General features: G+C 71.1%; 18 protein-coding genes. 16 read left to right on the top strand and 2 right to left on the bottom strand.

Going from position 1 to position 18,598, the window contains the following annotated elements; all coding sequences use genetic code 11:
* Positions 1-77 precede the first annotated feature (77 nt).
* The 13 genes from AB0C16_RS37325 to AB0C16_RS37265 all read left to right on the top strand — a co-directional run bounded on the left by AB0C16_RS37325 (position 78) and on the right by AB0C16_RS37265 (position 12,716).
* A complete protein-coding gene (locus AB0C16_RS37325) occupies positions 78-236 on the top strand; it encodes a hypothetical protein (protein ID WP_357690391.1) in 159 nt (52 codons plus the stop codon).
* A complete protein-coding gene (locus AB0C16_RS37320; RefSeq protein ID WP_357690389.1) occupies positions 233-1,045 on the top strand; it encodes a TlyA family RNA methyltransferase in 813 nt (270 codons plus the stop codon). Before AB0C16_RS37325 ends, AB0C16_RS37320 begins: the two co-directional genes overlap by 4 nt.
* A complete protein-coding gene (locus AB0C16_RS37315) occupies positions 1,042-1,941 on the top strand; it encodes an NAD kinase (protein WP_357690388.1) in 900 nt (299 codons plus the stop codon). Before AB0C16_RS37320 ends, AB0C16_RS37315 begins: the two co-directional genes overlap by 4 nt.
* Before the next feature lie 63 nt (positions 1,942-2,004).
* Positions 2,005-3,714 carry a DNA repair protein RecN gene (gene recN, locus AB0C16_RS37310; RefSeq protein ID WP_357690386.1) on the top strand — a complete coding sequence of 570 codons (1,710 nt, stop codon included), beginning with the start codon at positions 2,005-2,007 and terminating at the stop codon, positions 3,712-3,714.
* Positions 3,715-3,787: 73 nt separating this feature from the next.
* On the top strand, positions 3,788-4,984 hold the full coding sequence (gene steA, locus AB0C16_RS37305) for a putative cytokinetic ring protein SteA (protein ID WP_357690384.1): 1,197 nt from the start codon (positions 3,788-3,790) through the stop codon (positions 4,982-4,984).
* On the top strand, positions 4,981-5,958 hold the full coding sequence (locus AB0C16_RS37300; RefSeq protein ID WP_357690382.1) for a copper transporter: 978 nt from the start codon (positions 4,981-4,983) through the stop codon (positions 5,956-5,958). The genes steA and AB0C16_RS37300 overlap by 4 nt, the downstream gene beginning before the upstream one ends.
* Before the next feature lies 1 nt (position 5,959).
* Entirely contained in the window at positions 5,960-6,811 is an 852-nt protein-coding gene (locus tag AB0C16_RS37295; protein WP_357690380.1) for a hypothetical protein, read from the top strand.
* A 75-nt stretch (positions 6,812-6,886) separates the two neighbouring features.
* Positions 6,887-8,554: a lipid II flippase MurJ gene (locus tag AB0C16_RS37290; RefSeq protein WP_357690378.1), complete on the top strand. Its 1,668-nt coding sequence runs from the start codon at positions 6,887-6,889 to the stop codon at positions 8,552-8,554.
* A gap of 15 nt (positions 8,555-8,569) precedes the next feature.
* Positions 8,570-9,682 carry a glycosyltransferase family 4 protein gene (locus AB0C16_RS37285; protein ID WP_357690377.1) on the top strand — a complete coding sequence of 371 codons (1,113 nt, stop codon included), beginning with the start codon at positions 8,570-8,572 and terminating at the stop codon, positions 9,680-9,682.
* Between the two features lie 178 nt (positions 9,683-9,860).
* Entirely contained in the window at positions 9,861-10,850 is a 990-nt protein-coding gene (locus tag AB0C16_RS37280; protein ID WP_357690375.1) for a TerC family protein, read from the top strand.
* 104 nt (positions 10,851-10,954) lie between these two features.
* Positions 10,955-11,596: a phosphatidylserine decarboxylase gene (locus tag AB0C16_RS37275; RefSeq protein WP_357690414.1), complete on the top strand. Its 642-nt coding sequence runs from the start codon at positions 10,955-10,957 to the stop codon at positions 11,594-11,596.
* Positions 11,583-12,407: a CDP-diacylglycerol--serine O-phosphatidyltransferase gene (pssA, locus tag AB0C16_RS37270; protein WP_357690373.1), complete on the top strand. Its 825-nt coding sequence runs from the start codon at positions 11,583-11,585 to the stop codon at positions 12,405-12,407. Before AB0C16_RS37275 ends, pssA begins: the two co-directional genes overlap by 14 nt.
* A gap of 36 nt (positions 12,408-12,443) precedes the next feature.
* Positions 12,444-12,716 (top strand): hypothetical protein, encoded by a 273-nt coding sequence (locus AB0C16_RS37265; protein WP_357690371.1) that lies wholly within the window; start codon positions 12,444-12,446, stop codon positions 12,714-12,716.
* 1 nt (position 12,717) lies between these two features.
* Here AB0C16_RS37265 and AB0C16_RS37260 read toward each other — a convergent pair whose 3' ends face one another.
* Entirely contained in the window at positions 12,718-13,374 is a 657-nt protein-coding gene (locus AB0C16_RS37260) for an MBL fold metallo-hydrolase (RefSeq protein ID WP_357690369.1), read from the bottom strand.
* Positions 13,371-14,168: a maleylpyruvate isomerase family mycothiol-dependent enzyme gene (locus tag AB0C16_RS37255; protein WP_357690367.1), complete on the bottom strand. Its 798-nt coding sequence runs from the start codon at positions 14,166-14,168 to the stop codon at positions 13,371-13,373. Before AB0C16_RS37255 ends, AB0C16_RS37260 begins: the two co-directional genes overlap by 4 nt.
* A gap of 213 nt (positions 14,169-14,381) precedes the next feature.
* Here AB0C16_RS37255 and uvrA point away from each other — a divergent pair, with 213 nt between their 5' ends.
* The 3 genes from uvrA (at position 14,382) to AB0C16_RS37240 (ending at position 18,365) form a co-directional block, all read left to right on the top strand.
* Positions 14,382-17,222, top strand: coding sequence for an excinuclease ABC subunit UvrA (uvrA, locus tag AB0C16_RS37250; RefSeq protein WP_357690365.1), 2,841 nt, complete (start codon positions 14,382-14,384; stop codon positions 17,220-17,222).
* 153 nt (positions 17,223-17,375) lie between these two features.
* Positions 17,376-17,807 carry a Rieske (2Fe-2S) protein gene (locus tag AB0C16_RS37245; protein WP_357690363.1) on the top strand — a complete coding sequence of 144 codons (432 nt, stop codon included), beginning with the start codon at positions 17,376-17,378 and terminating at the stop codon, positions 17,805-17,807.
* A 105-nt stretch (positions 17,808-17,912) separates the two neighbouring features.
* Positions 17,913-18,365, top strand: a complete 453-nt coding sequence (locus AB0C16_RS37240; protein WP_357690361.1) for a Rieske 2Fe-2S domain-containing protein — start codon at positions 17,913-17,915, stop codon at positions 18,363-18,365.
* Positions 18,366-18,598: the final 233 nt, after the last annotated feature.

The following is an 18,598-nucleotide window of genomic DNA, read 5'->3' as shown; positions in this document are numbered from 1 at the left end:
GCGCCCCCTATGACCCTTCAACGTCTGACACGCCTGCCAAGGTGCCGGGCGCTCCCGCGAGGCGTTACCGTCGTGTCATGAGTGCGCTGCCGGAGGAGACCGGCGACGAGCGGGTCGACGCCGTGCTCACCGGCCTCGATCGTCTGGCCGGGCTGCCGGTGGGCGACCACGTGGCGGTGTTCGAGGAGGCGTTCTCCGGGCTCGAGGCCACGCTCGCCGACGTGGACGACCAGTGAGCCGCAGGATACGTCTGGACAGTGAGCTGGTACGACGCGGCCTGGCGCGCTCGCGCGAGCAGGCGGCCCAGCTCATCGAGGCCGGCCGGGTCACGGTCGGCGGCCGGCGGGCGGGCAAGCCGGCCACGCAGGTCGACACCGCCTCGCCCATCGTCGTGGCCGAGTCCTCCGACGGGCCCGACTACGTCTCGCGCGGCGCCCACAAGCTGCTCGGCGCGCTCAAGGCGTTCCGGAGCCTGACCGTCGAGGGCCGCCGCTGCCTCGACGCGGGCGCGTCCACCGGCGGGTTCACCGACGTGCTGCTGCGCGGCGGCGCCGCCCACGTGCTCGCCGTCGACGTCGGCTACGGCCAGCTGGCCTGGTCGCTGCGCACCGACGAGCGGGTCACCGTGATGGAGCGGGTCAACGTGCGCGACCTCACCCCCGACATGGTCGGCGAGCCGCCGACGCTGGTCGTGGGCGACCTGTCGTTCATCTCGCTGCGGCTCGTGCTGCCCGCCCTGGCCGCCGTGGCCGCTCCGCGGGCCGACTTCGTGATGCTGGTCAAGCCGCAGTTCGAGGTGGGCAAGGACCTCGTGGGGGCCGGCGGCGTGGTGCGCGACCCCGCGCTGAGGGCCGGAGCCGTGCGCGAGGCGGCGCGCAGCGCCATCCAGCTCGGCCTGGAGGTGCGCGGCGTCACCGCCAGCCCGCTGCCGGGCCCTTCGGGTAACGTCGAATACCTCCTCTGGCTGGGCAAAGGGGAGGGCGAGTCATCAGTCGCCGACCTCGAAGCCGAGATCCAGCGTGCCGTCGCGGAAGGGCCGCAATGAACCGGACCGTCCTGGTCACCGTGCACACCGGGAGGGAGGCCGCCGTCGACAGCGCCCGCCTGGTCATCGGGCGGCTGGTCGACGCCGGCCTGACGGTCAGGGTGCTCGACCTGGAGGCGTCCGAGCTCGACTGCCCGGCGGCCGAGGTGGTGCCCGGCGACGCCGCCGCGGCCAAGGGCGCCGAAGTCATGATCGTGCTTGGCGGCGACGGCTCCCTGCTCCGCTCGGCCGAGCTCGCCAGGCCCACCGGCACCCCGCTGCTCGGCGTCAACCTCGGGCACGTCGGGTTCCTGGCGGAGGCCGAGGTGGCCGACCTCGCCGCGGCGGTCGACAGCGTCGTCGCCGGCCGCTACGACGTCGAGGAGCGCATGACGATCGACGTCCTGGCCCGGCAGAACGGGCAGATCATCGCCGATACGTGGGCGCTCAACGAGGCGTCCGTGGAGAAGCGCGACCGCATGCTGGAGGTCGTGGCCGAGATCGACGGGCGGCCGCTGTCGCGCTGGGGCTGCGACGGCGTGATCTGCGCGACCCCCACCGGCTCGACCGCCTACGCCTTCTCGGCTGGCGGCCCGGTGGTCTGGCCGGAGGTCGAGGCGCTGCTCATGGTGCCGATCAGCGCCCACGCGTTGTTCGCCAGGCCGCTGGTGGTCTCGCCGCGCTCCACGCTGGCCGTCGAGATCCTGCCCGACACGCCCGGCGGCGTGTTGTGGTGCGACGGGCGACGCCGTTTCGACCTGCCGTCCGGCACCCGCGTGGAGGTCCGCAGGGGCTCCGATCCGGTACGCCTGGCACGGTTGCACGGGGTGGAGAGCACCGGCGCGCCGTTCACCGACAGGTTGGTCGCCAAGTTCGAACTACCCGTTCAGGGGTGGCGCGGAAGGGTGCGTCCCTGAGTGAATGAGCGGTGAGGCGCGTAGGATCATGCGCACAGGTGTTCGGAGCGACGGGAGTGGGCAGTGCGACCAAGGGTCGAGGAGGTCCGCATCCAGGGGCTCGGCGTCATCGATGAGGCCGTGCTTGAGCTTTCGCCGGGTTTCAACGTGGTCACCGGCGAGACCGGCGCGGGCAAGACGATGGTCGTCACCGGGCTCGGGCTGCTGTTCGGCGGCCGGGCCGACCCGTCGCGCATCAGGCCGGGCGCCGACAAGGCCACCGTCGAGGGCACGCTCGTCATCGAGACCGGCGGCCGGGTCGCCCAGCAGGTCGAGGACATCGGCGGCGAAGTAGACGACGGCGAGCTCATCATCTCCCGCACCGTCTCGGCCGAGGGCCGATCGAGGGCCTGGCTGGGCGGTCGCGGTGTGCCCGTCGGCACCCTGACCTACCTGGCCGACGACCTCGTCGCGGTGCACGGCCAGATGGACCAGCAGCGCCTGCTCCAGCCCGCCAGGCAGCGCGCCGCGCTCGACCGCTACGCGGGCAACGACCTGGTCAAGCCGCTGCGCGCCTATGCGCAGGCGTACAAACGGCACAAGCAGGTGGGCGCGCTGCTCGAGGAGCTCACCACCAGGGCGCGCGAGCGCGCCCATGAGGCCGACCGGCTCAGGTTCGGCCTGGAGGAGATCGAGAAGGTCGACCCCAAGCCGGGCGAGGACACCGAGCTGCGCGGCGAGGAGGAGCGGCTCTCGCACGCCGACGCCCTGCGCGGCGCCGCCACCAGCGCTCACACGGCGCTGCTCGGCGACCCGATGGAGGCGGCGAGCGACACGCGCGACGTGATCTCGCTGCTCGGTGAGGCGCGCACGGCCGTCGAGGCGGTGCGCGACTTCGACGCGCAGCTGGCCGGGATGGCCGAGCGTCTGGCCGAGGCCGGCTACCTGATCTCCGATGTGGCCACCGACCTGGCCGCCTACGCCGAGTCGATCGAGGCCGACCCCGCCCGGCTGGCCGCCGTGCAGGAACGCCGGTCGGTGCTGTCCGGCTTGATCCGCAAGTACGGCGAGGACAGCGCGGGTGTCCTGGCCTGGGCGCGCGAGTCGGCGGCCCGCCTGGCCGAGCTGGAGGGCGACGACGACCGCATCGAGGAGCTGACCCGCGAGCACGACGAGCTGACCGCCCGGCTGACCGAGCTGGCGGCCAAGCTGACCGCGGTGCGCCAGGCCGCGGCCGAGCGGTTCGGCCAGGCCGTCACCGAGGAGCTGACCGCGCTGGCCATGCCCCATGCCAGGGTCGTCGTCCAGCTCACCAGGGCCGCCGACTTCGGCCCCGAGGGCGTCGACGAGGTCGAGCTGCGCATGGCCGCCCATCCCGCGGCTCCGCCGCTGCCGCTCAACAAGGGCGCCTCGGGCGGCGAGCTGAGCCGCGTCATGCTCGCCATCGAGGTGGTGTTCGCCGGTGCCGACCCGGTGCCGACCTTCGTGTTCGACGAGGTCGACGCGGGGGTGGGCGGCAAGGCCGCGGTCGAGATCGGCCGCAGGCTGGCCCGGCTGGCGCGCACCGCCCAGGTCGTGGTCGTCACCCATCTGCCGCAGGTCGCCGCCTTCGCCGATCAGCACCTGGTGGTCGAGAAGGCCAGTGACGGCAGCGTCGTGCGCAGCGGCGTGCTGGCGCTCAACCATGAGGGCAGGGTTCGCGAGTTGTCCCGCATGCTGGCCGGACTGGAAGATTCCGAGCTGGGCAGGGCACACGCCGAAGAACTCCTCGGGCTGGCCGCGGCAGATCGGTGATCCGGTGTGACATAGCGGACACACCGCGTACCGAATGGCCTCCCAGCCGTTTCACTCTGGCAGGATGGTCTTGATGAAGGTTCCGGGGAGCAGAATGCCGGGCCTCCGCGGGAGGAAGGTCGGAGACCTTCCCGGTGTCACGGCTGTGGCGAGAATCGATCGGCGGACGAAGAGGCTGACCAAACGCCTCCGGCCCGGTGAGATCGCGATCATCGACCACGTCGACGTGGACCGGGTCAGCGCGGAGGCTCTCGTCGCGTGTGGCGTCGCCGCCGTGGTCAACGTCGCTTCGGGCATCAGCGGCCGCTATCCCAACCTGGGGCCACAGATTCTCGTCGAAGCCGGTGTGCCGTTCGTCGACAACGCCACTCCGGAGTTGTTCGAGCGCATCCAGGACGGCGACGTCGTCCGCCTGCACGGGGGCGTCGTCCACCTCGACGACGAGATCGCCGGCAAGGGCGAAGAGCAGACGGCCGAGACCATCGACGCGGCCATGGCCGAGGCCCGCGCCGGGCTCGCCGTGCAGATCGAGGCCTTCGCCGTCAATACGATGGAGTACGTCCGCGGTGAGGGAAAGCTGCTCATCGACGGCGTGGGGGTGCCCGACATCCGCACTCCCATGGAGGACAGACACGCCCTCATCGTGGTGCGTGGCTACCACTACAAGGAAGACATCGCCACGCTGCGCCCCTACATCCGCGAATACCGCCCGGTGCTCATCGGCGTCGACGGCGGGGCCGACGCGCTGCTCGAGGCCGGCTACCTGCCCGACGTGATCGTGGGCGACTTCGACTCGGTCTCCACCAAGGCGCTCACCTGCGGCGCCGAGCTGGTCGTCCACGCCTACCGTGACGGCAGGGCCCCCGGCCTGGAGCGGGTCCACCAGCTCGGCCGCGAGGCCGTGCTCTTCCCCGCCACCGGCACCAGTGAGGACATCGCGATGCTGCTGGCCGACGACAAGGGCGCCGAGCTGATCGTCGCCGTCGGCACCCACGGCACCCTCGAGGAGTTCCTCGACAAGGGACGCTCCGGGATGGCCAGCACCTTCCTCACCCGGCTGCGCATCGGCAGCAAGCTCGTCGACGCCAAGGGCGTCAGCAGGCTCTACCGCAGCCGCATCTCCACGCCACAGCTGCTGCTGCTGGTGATCACGGCGCTGATCACGATGAGCGTGGCGCTCTTCCTGTCACCACTTGGAAAAACCTGGCTCAACGGCCTGCAGGACGTCTGGAACGCATTCATCTTCTGGTTGGTCGGACTCTTCTCGTGATCGATTTTCGCTATCACCTCGTCTCCATCGTCGCGATCTTCCTCGCGCTCGCCGTGGGCATCGTCATGGGCACCACGCTGCTGCAGGAGCCGGCGCTCAAATCGGCCGAGGAGCTGACCGCCCAGCTGGCCAAGACCAAGGAGGAGCTGCGCACCCAGGTCAACCTGCTGCAGGGCAGGGAGGCGGGCAATGCCGCGTTCGTCGGCGAGCTCACGCCGAAACTCGTGGCGGACGAGCTCAACGGCGAGCGCGTGCTGCTGATCGAGGCCCCCGGCTCCAGCACCGCCTACCGGGAGGCGCAGCACCAGGTCCTCCTTCAGGCGGGCGCCGCGATCGCCGGACGCGTGACGCTGACCGACAAATACCTCGACCCCGCCAACGCCGGCGTGCTCGACGGGCTGGTCAACCAGCTCAAGCCGGCCGACATGGTGTTCACCGAGGGGGCCTCCACCTACGACAAGGCGGCCACCCTGCTCGCGGCCACGCTCATGACCGCCGACCAGAGCCAGGCGGGCACCGCCAACCCGGCCACCGCGGCCGTGCTCGACGGCTTCGAGACCGGTGGCCTGCTCAACCTCGAGAACGAGCCCCAGAAGCGGGCCACCCTGGCCGTGATGTTCGCTCCGGAGGAGCCCTTCGAGGGCAGACACGCCGAGATCCAGGCCGACGCTCTCGCCTCGCTCGCCGGCGGGCTCGACGCGGGCGGCAAGGGCGCGGTGATGACCGGCAGCGGAAGCATCGCGGCAGGCCCCGGAGGAGCGATCACCGCGGTGCGCGACGACGGCGACCTCGCCAAGCGCGTCTCCACCGTCGATACCCCCGACATGCCCGCGGGTCAGATCGTGATCGTCTACGCTCTGCGGGAGCAGGCGCGCGGAGGCGTGGGCCAGTACGGCATCGGCACCGGAGCCTCGGCGCCCATGCCCGCGCTGCCCACCTCGTCCCCGTCCCCCACTACCGAGTCAGGGAGCTGACATGGCCCGTGGCCTGCTCTACGCCCTCGCCGGCGCCGCCCTCGGCGCGGCCGCCGCCCGCGCCGCCTACACCGCCTTCACGCGGGCGCGGACGCAGGACCCAGGCGACCGCTGGACCCGCAAGAACCACCGGGGCGAGCCGATCACCCTGCTCGAAGGGCCCGCGTTCGTGGCCGGCTCCGGCGCCGCGCTCGCGCTCGCGCCCGGCCTCCCCGCCCGCGTCCGGCTGGCGGCGCTGCTCGCCGGAGGCGGCAGCGGGGCGCTCGGCGCCTACGACGACCTCTACGGCACGACGTCCTCCAAGGGATTCAAAGGTCACCTGAGCGCGCTCACGCGCGGCGAGGTCACCAGCGGCGCCGTCAAGATCCTCGGCATCGGCGCCACCGGCCTCGGCGCCGCCGCGCTCGTCTCACAGGGTCCCGTCGACACCCTGGTCAACGGCGCCACCGTGGCCGGTGCCGCCAACCTGGCCAACCTCTTCGACCTGCGCCCCGGACGGGCGATCAAGGTCGGGCTGCTCGCGGGCGGGCCGCTGCTGGCCGCCTGCCTGCTTCGCGACCGGCCGGTGAGCGCCGCCCTCACCGCCGTGCCCCTGGGCGCCGCCGCCGCGCTGCTGCCCGAGGACCTGGGCGAGCGGGCCATGCTCGGCGACGCGGGCGCCAACGCGCTGGGCGCCCTGCTCGGCCTCGCGGCCGTGACCAAGCTCGGCCGCCCGGGCAGGTTCGTGCTGCTCGGCACCGTCGTGGCGCTCACGGCCGCCGCCGAGAAGATCAGCTTCACCAAGGTGATCGCGGGCAACCGGGCCCTCAACCACCTCGACATGCTCGGCCGCCGCCCGGCCGGCGCCGTGTGACCGGAGCCGACTCGACGGCGGGATCGTCGGTGCGGCCTGCCAGGATGTCAGCGTGAGCAGGCACGGGCGGGCATCGTGACGCCGAGGCTGGCGCGTGGCGTCGCGGGCGGGGCCATGCTCATCGGCGCGATCACGATCCTGGCGCGCGTCACCGGGTTCGCCAAGCAGTACGCCTTCGCCCAGACCATCGGCACCAACTGCCTCGCCACCGCCTACGCCACCGCCAACCAGGTGCCCAACATCATCTTCGAGGTCGTCGTCGGCGGCGCCCTGGCCGGCATGGTCGTCCCGGTCCTCGCGGGCGCGGCGGCCGGCCGCTCCGCCACCGAGCCGCCGGGTGGCGCCGGGGTGCCGGCGGGGCGCGAGCGGGTGGAGTGGATCAGCTCCGCGCTGATGACCTGGGTGGTCGTCGTGCTGGTGCCGCTCGGCCTGCTCACCGCGCTGCTCGCGGAGCCCATCGCCGGGCTGTTCTTCGGCGACACGCTGCAGGGCTGCGACGCCGGCGCGGTCACCGCGGTCGCCACCCGCATGCTGGTCGTGTTCGCCCCCCAGATCCCCCTGTACGGCGTCGCGGTCGTCCTCTACGGAGTGCTCCAGTCGCACCACCGCTTCGCCTCGCCCGCCCTCGCCCCCCTGGTCTCCAGCGTCGTCGTCATCGTCGCCTACCTGGCGTTCGTCCCGCTCAGCGACGGTCACACCGACCCGGCCGCGGTGCCCACGGCCGCCGAGCTGGCCCTGTCCGCCGGCACCAGCCTCGGCGTGCTGGCCCTCGTGCTCACCGTGATCGGCCCCACCTCCGGGCTCGGCCTGCGATGGCGGCCCACGCTGCGCTTCCCCGAGGGCGTCGCGGCACAGGCGCGCAGGCTGGCGCTGGCCGGGGTCGCCGCGCTGCTCGCCCAGCAGGCCGCGATGATCGTCGTGCTGCTGCTGTCCAACAACGCCATCGGCAACGGCGCGATCGTGGTCTACAACTACGCGTGGGCGATCTACCTGGTGCCCTACGCGGTGCTCGCCGTGCCCATCGCCACCAGCGCGTTCCCGCGGCTGTCCGCGCAGGCGGAGGCGGGCGACCATGGCGGCTTCGTCACGCTGGCCGCCGGCACCACGCGGGCGGTGGTGCTCGTGTCCGGGCTCGCCGCCGGCGTGCTCGCCGCCGTCTCCGGGCCGGGCGCGGTGGTGTTCCTCGGCTTCAAGAGCGACGTGCCCGCCGCCGACTTCGCGCGGGCCGTCGCGCTGTTCGCCCCCGGTCTCATCGGCTACGGGCTCATCGCGCACCTGACCCGGGTCCTGTACGCCGCGGGCCGGGGCCGGGCGGCGGCGACCGGCACGGTGGCGGGCTGGCTCGTCGTCATGGCCGCGCAGACCGTCCTCGTGCCGGCCCTGCCTGACGGGTGGAAGATCGCCGGGCTGGCGCTCGGCATGACGGTGGGCATGACGGTGGGCGGCGCGCTGCTGCTGGCCTCCGTCGTGGCGGCCCGGGGCCGTGGGGCGGCCAACGGGCTGGGCCGGGCCGCCCTGGCCGCCGTGACGGGAGGGGGCGCCGGCTACCTGGCCGGCGCGGCCGTGGTGGCCTGGCTCGGCGCACGTGGCATCTGGCCCAACGTGGGCGCGGCCGTCCTGGCCGCGATCGTGGCGACGGCCGCCGGAGGGCTGGTCGTCGCGCTGGTGGACCGGGCCGACGCCCGGATGGTGGCCGGCCGGCTCACGCGCGGCGGGGTGCCGCGCGGATCCGGCGGGTCCTGAGAGGGAGGAACTCCTGTGCGGGTCGCATTCGTGCTGGGCACCACGTCCGGCGGCACGGGCAGGCACGTCCGGATGCTGGTGGAGGGGCTGGTCCGGCGCGGGCATCAGGTGCTGGTCGCCGGGCCGCGCGGCGTCGAGGAGCGCTTCTCCTACACCGGGGCGGGCGCCCGCTTCGTCGAGGTGCCCGTCTCGGACCGGCCGCATCCGCTCAACGACGCGCGGGCGGTGCTCGTCATCAGGCGGCTGGCGATGGGCGCCGACGTCGTCCACGCCCACGGCCTGCGGGCCGGCGCGCTCGCGGCGCTGGGCCGCCGCGCGCCCCGAGGCGGCCCGGCCCGGGCGCCGCTGGTGGTCACGCTGCACAACGCGCTCACCGCCGGCGGGCTGATCGGCTTCGTCTACAGGCTGCTGGAGCGCGTCGTGGCCGGACGGGCCGATCGCGTGCTGGTCGTCTCGCCCGACCTCGGCGAGCGGATGTCGGCGCTCGGGGCACGTGACGTGCGGGCCGCAGTGGTGCCCGCGCCCCCGCCGGGACCCGCGCGACGCCGCCCCGAGGAGGTGCGGGCCGAGCTGGGAGCCGGGCGGCGGCCCATCCTGCTGACCGTCGCCAGGCTCGCGCAGCAGAAGGGCCTCGACACCCTCCTCGACGTCGCGCGCGGTCCGTGGCCGGACGACGACCCCGGCCGCTCGCCGCTGTTCGTGGTGGCGGGGGAGGGGCCGCTGCGCGAACGGCTGCAGGCCAGGATCGACGCCGAGCGGCTGCCGGTGATGCTGCTCGGCAACCGCGACGACGTGCCCGACCTGCTCGCCGCCGCCACCGCCGTGCTGGTGACGGCCCGGTGGGAGGGGCAGCCGCTCAGCCTCAGCGAGACGCTCATGGCGGGCCGGCCGGTGATCGCGACGGAGGTGGGCGGGATTCCGGCGCTGCTCGGCGGAGCCGGCCTGCTGGTCCCCTATGGGGACGTCGAGGCGTTGCGGTCCGCCGTCCGCACGCTGGTGGGGGATCCGGAGGCGGTGGCGAGGATGGCGGCCGCGTCCGCGCGACGCGGGGCGGCGCTGCCGGACGCCGATGACGCGGTGGAGAGAGTTATGTCCGATTATGGACAGGAAGATCGCACGAAGGATTAGGCGCGGCTTACGCGTTCTCGTATACTGCGTGCGTTAAGGGAGGGGAGTATCCCTTCGCGGCAGCCTCGTCATCACGGTGTAGCCCCACCCCACGGGGCCCCCGGGGCTGCCGGTCCGCGCTCGTGGCGGGCGGGAGAGACCTCCGGCAGACATTCTCGCATGCCGGAGGTTTAGCCACGTGAGCGTACCCTTGTGGGCCTGGATCGCTGTGATCGGCGGTCTGCTGGTCGTCCTGGCCGTCGATCTGTGGATAGTGGACCGGGGCGAAGCCCGCGAATTCTCGATGCGGCAAGCCGGCTACTGGGTCACGTTCTACGTCGCTCTGGCCGCCGCCTTCGGCGTGATGCTCTGGATCACGGCGGGGGCCGGCAAGGCGGGTGAGTTCTTCGCCGGTTACATCACCGAATACAGCCTGAGCGTCGACAACCTGTTCATCTTCTTCATCATCATGAGCCGGTTCGCCGTGCCGAAGGCCTACCAGCACAAGGTGCTGCTCATCGGCATCCTGCTCGCGCTGGTCATGCGCGGCATCTTCATCGCGCTCGGCGCCGCCGCCCTCGAGCGGTTCAGCTGGCTGTTCTACGTGTTCGGCGCGTTCCTCATCTACACCGCGGCCAACATCGTGCGCGGGCACCTCAAGGGCGACGACGAGGAGGACTTCAACGAGAACGTCCTGCTCAGGTGGGTGCGACGGGCCTTCCCGACGACCGAGGGATACGTCGGCTCCAAGGTCACCGTGAAGATCGACGGCAAGCGCATGGTCACGCCGATGCTGATCGTGATGATCGCCATCGGCTCCACCGACCTGCTGTTCGCGCTCGACTCGATTCCCGCGATCTTCGGCCTCACCACCGACCCGTTCGTGGTGTTCACCGCCAACGCGTTCGCCCTGATGGGCCTGCGTCAGCTGTACTTCCTGCTTGGTGGTCTGCTGCAGCGTCTCGTTTACATCAGCTACGGCTTGGCGTTCATCCTCGGGTTCATCGGGGTTAAGCTGATATCGGAGGCCTTGCACGCCAGTGGGGTTTCCTGGGCGCCCGAAATCCCCATCTGGTTGTCGCTCACGGTCATCGGCAGCACCATGGTCATCACCACCGTGGCCAGCCTGATCAAGGCCCGCGTAGACACGCGCAAGAGCGAGGAAAGCAGTCCTACCAGGGCTAGCTAAATGGCTTTCGAGGCGCTTTGCTTATGTAGTTCCGCCGTGTAATAGTTGCTGACTCTGCAACATCACGGCAAAGCGCCCAGTCCAGTCACCACCAAAGGTTGTCCGTGTCAGACGATTCTGCCAAGTCGAGCCGCATCAGACTCGCGCGCGGGGTGTCCCCGTGGCTCTTTCCGACGGTGGCCGCGGCGGCCGCCACCGCGTTGCTGACGCGCCGGGACCGGCGATGGGCGCTCGCGGCGCTGCCGCTGAGCGCGCTCACCGGTGGCATGCTCTGGTTCTTCCGCGACCCCGACCGCACGCCGGGCGAGGGTCGCATCCTGTCGCCGGCCGACGGGGTCGTGCAGAGCATCGACCCCTGGCCAGATGGCCGCACACGGGTTGCGATCTTCATGAGCCCGCTGAACGTGCACGTCAATCGTGCCCCTCTTGCGGGAAATGTCGCCTCCGTGCAGCATGTGGCGGGTGGGTTCCTGCCGGCTTTCAACAAGGACAGCGACCAGAACGAGCGCGTGGTGTGGCATTTCGACACCGCGCTCGGTGACATCGAGATGGTGCAGATCGCGGGCGCGGTGGCGCGCAGGATCGTGCCGTATCTGAGCGCCGGCGCCAAAGTCGCGCAGACCGACCGCATCGGCCTCATCAGGTTCGGCTCCAGGGTCGACATCTACCTTCCCGAAGGGATCTCTCCCGCGGTGTCCGTGGGTGAGAAGACGATTGCGGGGGTGACCAGAATTGACCACGGCTGATGCCGGCAGTTGGCAGGCCGAAGAGGAAGAAACCCGGGGTCCGGTCGGAAAGGCGTTCAGGCTCTCGGCCGCCGACTCGCTCTCCCTGGGCAACGCCCTCTGCGGCTTTCTCGCTGTCTGCGTGCTGGCCTCGTCCGCGATCCAGTCGCTCAAGGACGGCGGTGAGTTCACCCCGGCGCCGAGCTACTTCGCGACCGCGGTGGTGCTGCTGCTGATCGGCGCGACCTGTGACCTGTTCGATGGCCTGGTCGCACGCCGTTTCCGTGCCTCCGCGATGGGGGCCGAGCTCGACAACCTCGCCGATGTGATCAGCTTCGGGTTCGCGCCCGCGTTCATGGTCGTGATCTGGGGTGGTTTCACCGACAAGGTGCCGTTTGTCGCGGTGGTGGCCGCGGCCGCCGCCGTGCTCGTCGCGGGAGTCGTACGCCTGGCCAGGTTCGCCTGCGTCAAGACCAAGAGCGGTGACTTCATGGGCCTGCCCATTCCGATGGGCGCCATGACCGTGATCTCCATCGTGCTGTTGTTCGAGCCCAGCATCTACGCCCTGCTGGCGGTGCTCGGCGTGGCCTGGCTGATGGTCAGCCGCATCGAGTATCCCAAGCCCAAGGGGCAGCTCGCCGCGGTGGTCCTCGGGTGGATCATGGTGAATGTGGCGTTCCTGACCTTCTGGGTGGCCTGGCCCAAGGGAGGCGACCTGCCGATCATGATCGGCGCCTCCATGCAGATTGCCCTGGTGGCGGCGATCCCGTTGCGGATGCTCTTCTACAAGCGGGCGCAGCGCAGGGAAGCCGAGCGCATCATCAGCAACTAAGGCGATTTTTCAGCCTTCTTCGGCTTTGATGGAGCCATGTCGGCCACGCCGCGCGAGCACACGCGCACGTACTTCCTCGGCAAACTGGCCCGGGAGCTCGAGGCGCGCGGGCTGACCGCCACGCTGCGCGCGTATCCGCCGGCGTTGCGGGTCAGCGACCCCGACGCCGCGATGCTCGCCGAGACGGTCGACTGCGTGCCGCTGGCGGACGGCTGGTTCTACCGCTGGTCGTGGGGTGAGGTCGTCGGCATCGCCGACGACCCCGCGCTCGCGGCACAGCGGATCGCCAAGGTGCTCGCCGGGCGCTGAGCTACCAGCCCCGCTCCTTCCACTCCGGAAGCGAGGGACGCTCGGCGCCGAGCGTGGTGTCCTTGCCGTGACCCGGGTAGACCCACGTCTCGTTGGGCAGCCGGTCGAAGACGCGCTCCACCACGTCGGTGTAGAGCTGGGTGAAGCGCTCGGCGTCGTTCCAGGTGTTGCCCACCCCGCCGGGGAACAGCGAGTCGCCGGTGAACAGGTGCCGCTCCGTGCCGCCGCCGTCGTAGAGCAGCGCGATGGAGCCCGGCGTGTGACCGCGCAGGTGGATCACCTCGAGCGTGACCGCGCCGACCGTGACGCGCTCGCCGTGCTCCACGGTGCGGTCGACCGGGACCGGCAGCGCGGGCGCGTCGAGCGGGTGGGCGACCACCTGGGCGCCCGTCACCCTGACCACCTGCTCCAGCGCCTGCCAGTGGTCGCCGTGCTGGTGGGTCGTGACGATCGAGCCGATCGGCTGGTCGGCGATCAGGGCCAGCAGCCGGTCGGCCTCCGCGGCCGCGTCGATGAGCAGCCCGTCGCCGGTCTCGGTGCAGCGCAGCAGGTAGGCGTTGTTGTCGTAGGGCCCCACGGCCAGCTTGAAGATCGTCAGCTTGGGCAGCTCACGGACGTCGGCGGGACCGCCGACCTGAACGTCGCCTGTGTAGGTCATGGGTAGTCCTTCGGGGGCGTGTCGGGCAGATCAGCGGGAGCGGGCATCGTCAGCCACGGCGGCGGCGCCGGGACGCCTGCCGGACCGGGCGCCAGCCGTTGCCCCTCCAGCACCACCCTAACCCCCTGTCCGGCGGACCTGCCCGTAAGCCAGGCCAGCAGGTCGACCGGCCCGCCCTCCACCGCCGGTCCGCGGCCGAGTCCGCGCCACGTGGCGACGGGCTTCGCGTCCGCGCCGGCGCGAATCGTGATCTCGCTGACCGTGCTCCGCTCGTACGGCCACGTCCGCAGGCAGTCGTGCAACTCACGCTCGACGAACGGCGCGGGCCAGTCGGCGGGGCCGAAACCGGCGCCGAGGTCCACGTGGTGCATGCCCACCTCGCGCAGCCGCCTGACCACGATGTACCACGCGGGGTGCGGCGGCGGGCGCATGCCGGCGACCGGGGCGCGCCACGCCTGCTCGGGCAGGTCGGCCATGGCCGCGGCCAGGCGGGCGGCGCTGTCTGCCAGGTCCGCCAGGTGCTCGGCGGCGGTGCGGGCGGCTCCGGCCTCGATCCGAGCGGCCCTCTCCTCGGTGGTCGGGTACTGCGGGGTCCGCACACCGGTACTGGCCCAGGTGAGCAGGTTGATGTGGCTGTCGGCGTTCCTGGCGACGTGGACCAGCACGTGACCCCTCGTCCAGCCGGGCAGCAGGGACGGGCCGGTGACGTCGTGGTCGGAGAGCGTGGCCGCCGTGGCGAGCAGGCGGCGGGTCGCCTCGGCCAGCTCGTCCTGAAGTGCGGGTAGAACCGTCATGATGGATATTTCATCATCTGCGGGGAAGGTCGGCCCAGGGCATAAAAGGGCAGGTCACAGGGTTGACTGGAAAAGGCATCCTGTCGAGGTGGCGGGAGGCCGTAACCTGAGAGGGACGGATTTTCGGAGGGCTGACCGCGACCCACCGAAATTGTCGGAGCCCCCGTCTACCATCCCCGTGGACCCATCCGCCTCTTCGACATCGGGATCGCCGTGGCAGACCGCCTGATCGTGCGTGGTGCACGAGAACACAATCTCAAGGACGTCTCACTTGACCTCCCACGAGACGCCCTGATCGTTTTCACCGGGCTGTCCGGCTCGGGCAAGTCGAGCCTGGCCTTCGACACGATCTTCGCCGAGGGGCAGCGCCGCTATGTCGAGTCGCTCTCGGCCTATGCCCGCCAGTTCCTCGGCCAGATGGACAAGCCCGACGTCGACTTCATCGAGGGCCTGTCGCCGGCGGTGTCGATCGACCAGAAGGCCACCAGCAAGAACCCCCGCTCGACGGTCGGCACGATCACCGAGGTCTACGACTACCTGCGGCTGCTGTGGGCGCGCATCGGCAAGCCGCACTGCCCGGTCTGCGCCCGCCCGATCGCCAGGCAGACACCCGAGCAGATCGTCGACAGGGTGATGGACCTCGACGAGGGCACCCGCTTCCAGGTGCTCGCCCCTGTCGTCAGGGGACGCAAGGGCGAGTACGGCGAGCTGTTCCGCGAGTTGCAGACCAAGGGCTTCGCCCGGGCCAGGGTCGACGGCACGGTCGTGCGGCTGGAGGAGCCGCCGGTTCTGAAGAAGTACGAGAAGCACGACATCGAGGTCATCGTCGACCGCCTGTCGGTCAAGGAGTCGGCCCGGCGCAGGCTCACCGACTCGGTCGAGACGGCGCTGCAGCTGTCCGGTGGCACGATCACGCTCGAGCTCGTCGACCTGCCCGAGGACGACCCGGGTCGCGAGCGTTTCTACTCCGAGCACCTCTACTGTCCCTACGACGACCTGTCGTTCGAGGAGCTCGAACCTCGCTCGTTCTCGTTCAACTCGCCGTTCGGCGCCTGTCCCGAGTGCACGGGCCTCGGCACCAAGATGGAGGTCGACCCCGACCTGGTCGTGCCCGACCCCGAGCGCGAGCTCGGCGAGGGCGCGCTCCACCCGTGGTCCGGCGGCCACACCAGCGAATACTTCGTCCGCTTGATCGAGGCGCTCGGCCACGCCATGGGCTTCGCCCTCGACACGCCGTGGGAGAAGCTGCCCAAGAAGGCGCAGAAGTCACTGCTGTTCGGCCACGACGAGCAGGTCCACGTCCGCTACAGCAACCGCTACGGCCGTCAGCGCTCCTACTACACCGCCTACGAGGGCGTCATCCCGTGGGTGCAGCGCAGGCACGCCGAGGCCGAGAGCGACTCCTCGCGCGACCGGTTCGAGGGCTACATGCGCGAGATCCCGTGCCCGGTCTGCGAGGGCGCCAGGCTCAAGCCGGTCTCGCTGGCGGTCACCGTCGCCGACCGGTCGATCGCCGAGGTGTCGGCCATGTCGATCGGCGAGTGCGCCGAGTTCCTGGCCGGGCTCAGGCTGTCCGACCGCGACATGCAGATCGCCGAGCGGGTGGTCAAGGAGATCAACGCCCGGATGGGCTTCCTGCTCGACGTCGGCCTCGACTACCTCACGATGGACCGGGCGGCCGCCACGCTGGCCGGTGGCGAGGCGCAGCGCATCCGGCTGGCAACGCAGATCGGCTCGGGCCTGGTCGGTGTCCTCTACGTGCTGGACGAGCCGTCGATCGGCCTGCACCAGCGCGACAACATGCGGCTGCTCGACACACTGGTCAGGCTGCGTGACATGGGCAACACACTGATCGTCGTCGAGCACGACGAGGACACGATCGCCGCCGCCGACTGGGTGGTCGACATCGGTCCCGGCGCGGGCGAGCACGGCGGCCAGGTCGTCGTCTCCGGTACGGTCCAGGACCTGCTGAGCAGCGGGGAGTCGATCACCGGCCAGTACCTTTCGGGCCGCAGGAGCATCCCGATCCCCGCCGAGCGCCGCAAGCGCGACAGGAAGCGGCAGATCACGGTCAAGGGCGCGCGCGAGCACAACCTCAAGGGCGTCGACATCGACTTTCCGCTGGGCGTGTTCACCGCGGTCACCGGCGTGTCCGGGTCGGGCAAGTCGACGCTCGTCAACGACATCCTCTACACCGCGCTTGCCAAGGAGCTCAACGGCGCCCGCGCGGTGCCCGGTCGCCACTCGCGGATCAACGGCATGGACCATGTCGACAAGGTCGTCCACGTCGACCAGTCGCCGATCGGCCGCACCCCGCGGTCCAACCCGGCGACTTACACCGGCGTGTTCGACCATGTCCGCAAGCTGTTCGCGGCCACCGCCGAGGCCAAGGTCCGCGGCTACCAGCCCGGCCGGTTCAGCTTCAACGTCAAGGGCGGCCGCTGCGAGGCGTGCTCCGGCGACGGCACGATCAAGATCGAGATGAACTTCCTGCCCGACGTCTACGTCCCCTGCGAGGTCTGCCACGGCGCCCGCTACAACCGCGAGACGCTCGAGGTCCACTACAAGGGCAAGACGATCTCCGAGGTCCTCGACATGCCGATCGAGGAGGCGCTCGGCTTCTTCGAGGCGATCCCGGCGATCAGGCGGCACCTGCAGACCCTCAACGACGTGGGCCTCGGCTACGTGCGCCTCGGGCAGCCCGCCACGACGCTGTCCGGTGGCGAGGCGCAGCGGGTCAAGCTCGCCTCCGAGCTGCAGCGGCGCCAGACCGGGCGGACGATCTACGTGCTCGACGAGCCGACCACGGGGCTCCACTTCGAGGACATCCGCAGGCTGCTCGGCGTGCTCGGCCGGTTGGTCGACGGCGGCAACACGGTGATCGTCATCGAGCACAACCTCGACGTCATCAAGACCGCCGACTGGGTCATCGACATGGGCCCGGAGGGCGGCTCAAGGGGCGGCACCCTCGTCGCCACCGGCACTCCCGAAGAGATCGCCCTGGTCGACGAGAGCCACACGGGGCGGTTCCTGCGCAAGATCCTGGAGATCTAGGGAGCCCGCACGATCCGGAGGCGCCGCCCGGGTGGCCGATGGCGCCCCACGCCACCCGGCGGCGGGACCGAGGGGTGCCGCCAATAAGGTGAAAGACAGGTAATTCGCCTGGCCTGCAGGGGGTCGGTGGCGACGGGGAAGGGTCGGCAACACATGAAGGGTTCGGAGCAGGGCTCCGCCGTGCCCGCGATCGGGCGGCGCGAGGCGCTGGGAGTGGCCGGAGTCGCGGCGTGCGGTCTGGCGCTGGCCGGTTGCGGCGCGGGTGGCGCGGAGCCCGATCCGGCGCCGGGCATCAAGGGTCAGGTCATCGCCAAGACGGCCGACGTGCCCGTCGGCGGCGGCACGGTCGTCGATCGGTGGAAGATCGTGGTCACCCAGCCCACCGAGGGCGTCTACAAGGCGTTCAGCGCGGTGTGCCCGCACCGCGGCTGCGCGGTCGGCGCGCCGAGGGACAACGTCATGACCTGTCCCTGCCACGGCAGTGAGTTCGCGGTCGACAGCGGCAAGTCCCTCAAGGGGCCCGCGACCGGGCAGCTGCCCGCCTACCAGGTCAAGGTCGAGGGCGACGGCATCGTGGTGGTGTGAACCGGTAATTGTGCGTGGTTTCCCGGGATCTGCTCACGGCACGCTGAACCAGCCTGAGGGCGCTGGCCGTAACTGTAGTGAGACCCGAACCTGGGAGGACCGACCATGACCGAAACGACGCGCCGGACAGTGGTGCTCGGAGCCGGAGGCGCAGGGCTCGCCGTGGTGCTGACCGCGTGCGCGAGCTACGGCGACCCGGCGACCCAAGCGAGCGCTGAGCCTCTGGCCGAGGAGCCGTCGTCCGCGGCGCCGAAGAAGAAGGCGAAGGCGGCCAAGGCGCTCGCCGACACCTCTGACATCCCCGCGGGAGGTGGGAAGGTCTTCGAGAGCCAGAAGGTGGTCGTCACCCAGCCGCAGGAGGGTGAGTTCAGGGCGTTCAGCGCGGTGTGCACCCATCAGGGGTGCACGGTCGCCACCGTCTCCAACGGCACGATCAACTGTCCGTGTCACGGCAGCAAGTTCGACATCGCCGACGGTTCGGTGGCCGGTGGGCCCGCCGGCGACCCGCTGCCGGAGAAGAAGATCAAGGTGGACGGCGACAAGATCATGCTCGCCTGAGGCGCCTTTCATGAATTTCTCACGTACGTGCGGTTCCGTGGCCGCATGGGAGATGACCTTAAGAGCCGCCGGACGGTGATCGCGGGTGTGGGTGCCGGTGGCCTCGCGCTCGTGCTCACCGCCTGCGGAGCGGATACCGACACTCCGGCCGGCGCGGCGGCCACCAGTGCCGCCGAGTCCGGGGGGGGGGGGGGGGGGGGGGGGGGGGGGGGGGGGGGGGGGGGGGGGGGGGG

The sequence above is a fragment of the Nonomuraea sp. NPDC048916 genome, assembly GCF_040649575.1.
Classification (GTDB): domain Bacteria; phylum Actinomycetota; class Actinomycetes; order Streptosporangiales; family Streptosporangiaceae; genus Nonomuraea.
The sequence above is the reverse complement of the archived record's forward strand: the minus strand, read 5'-3'. Positions and strand labels throughout refer to the sequence as shown.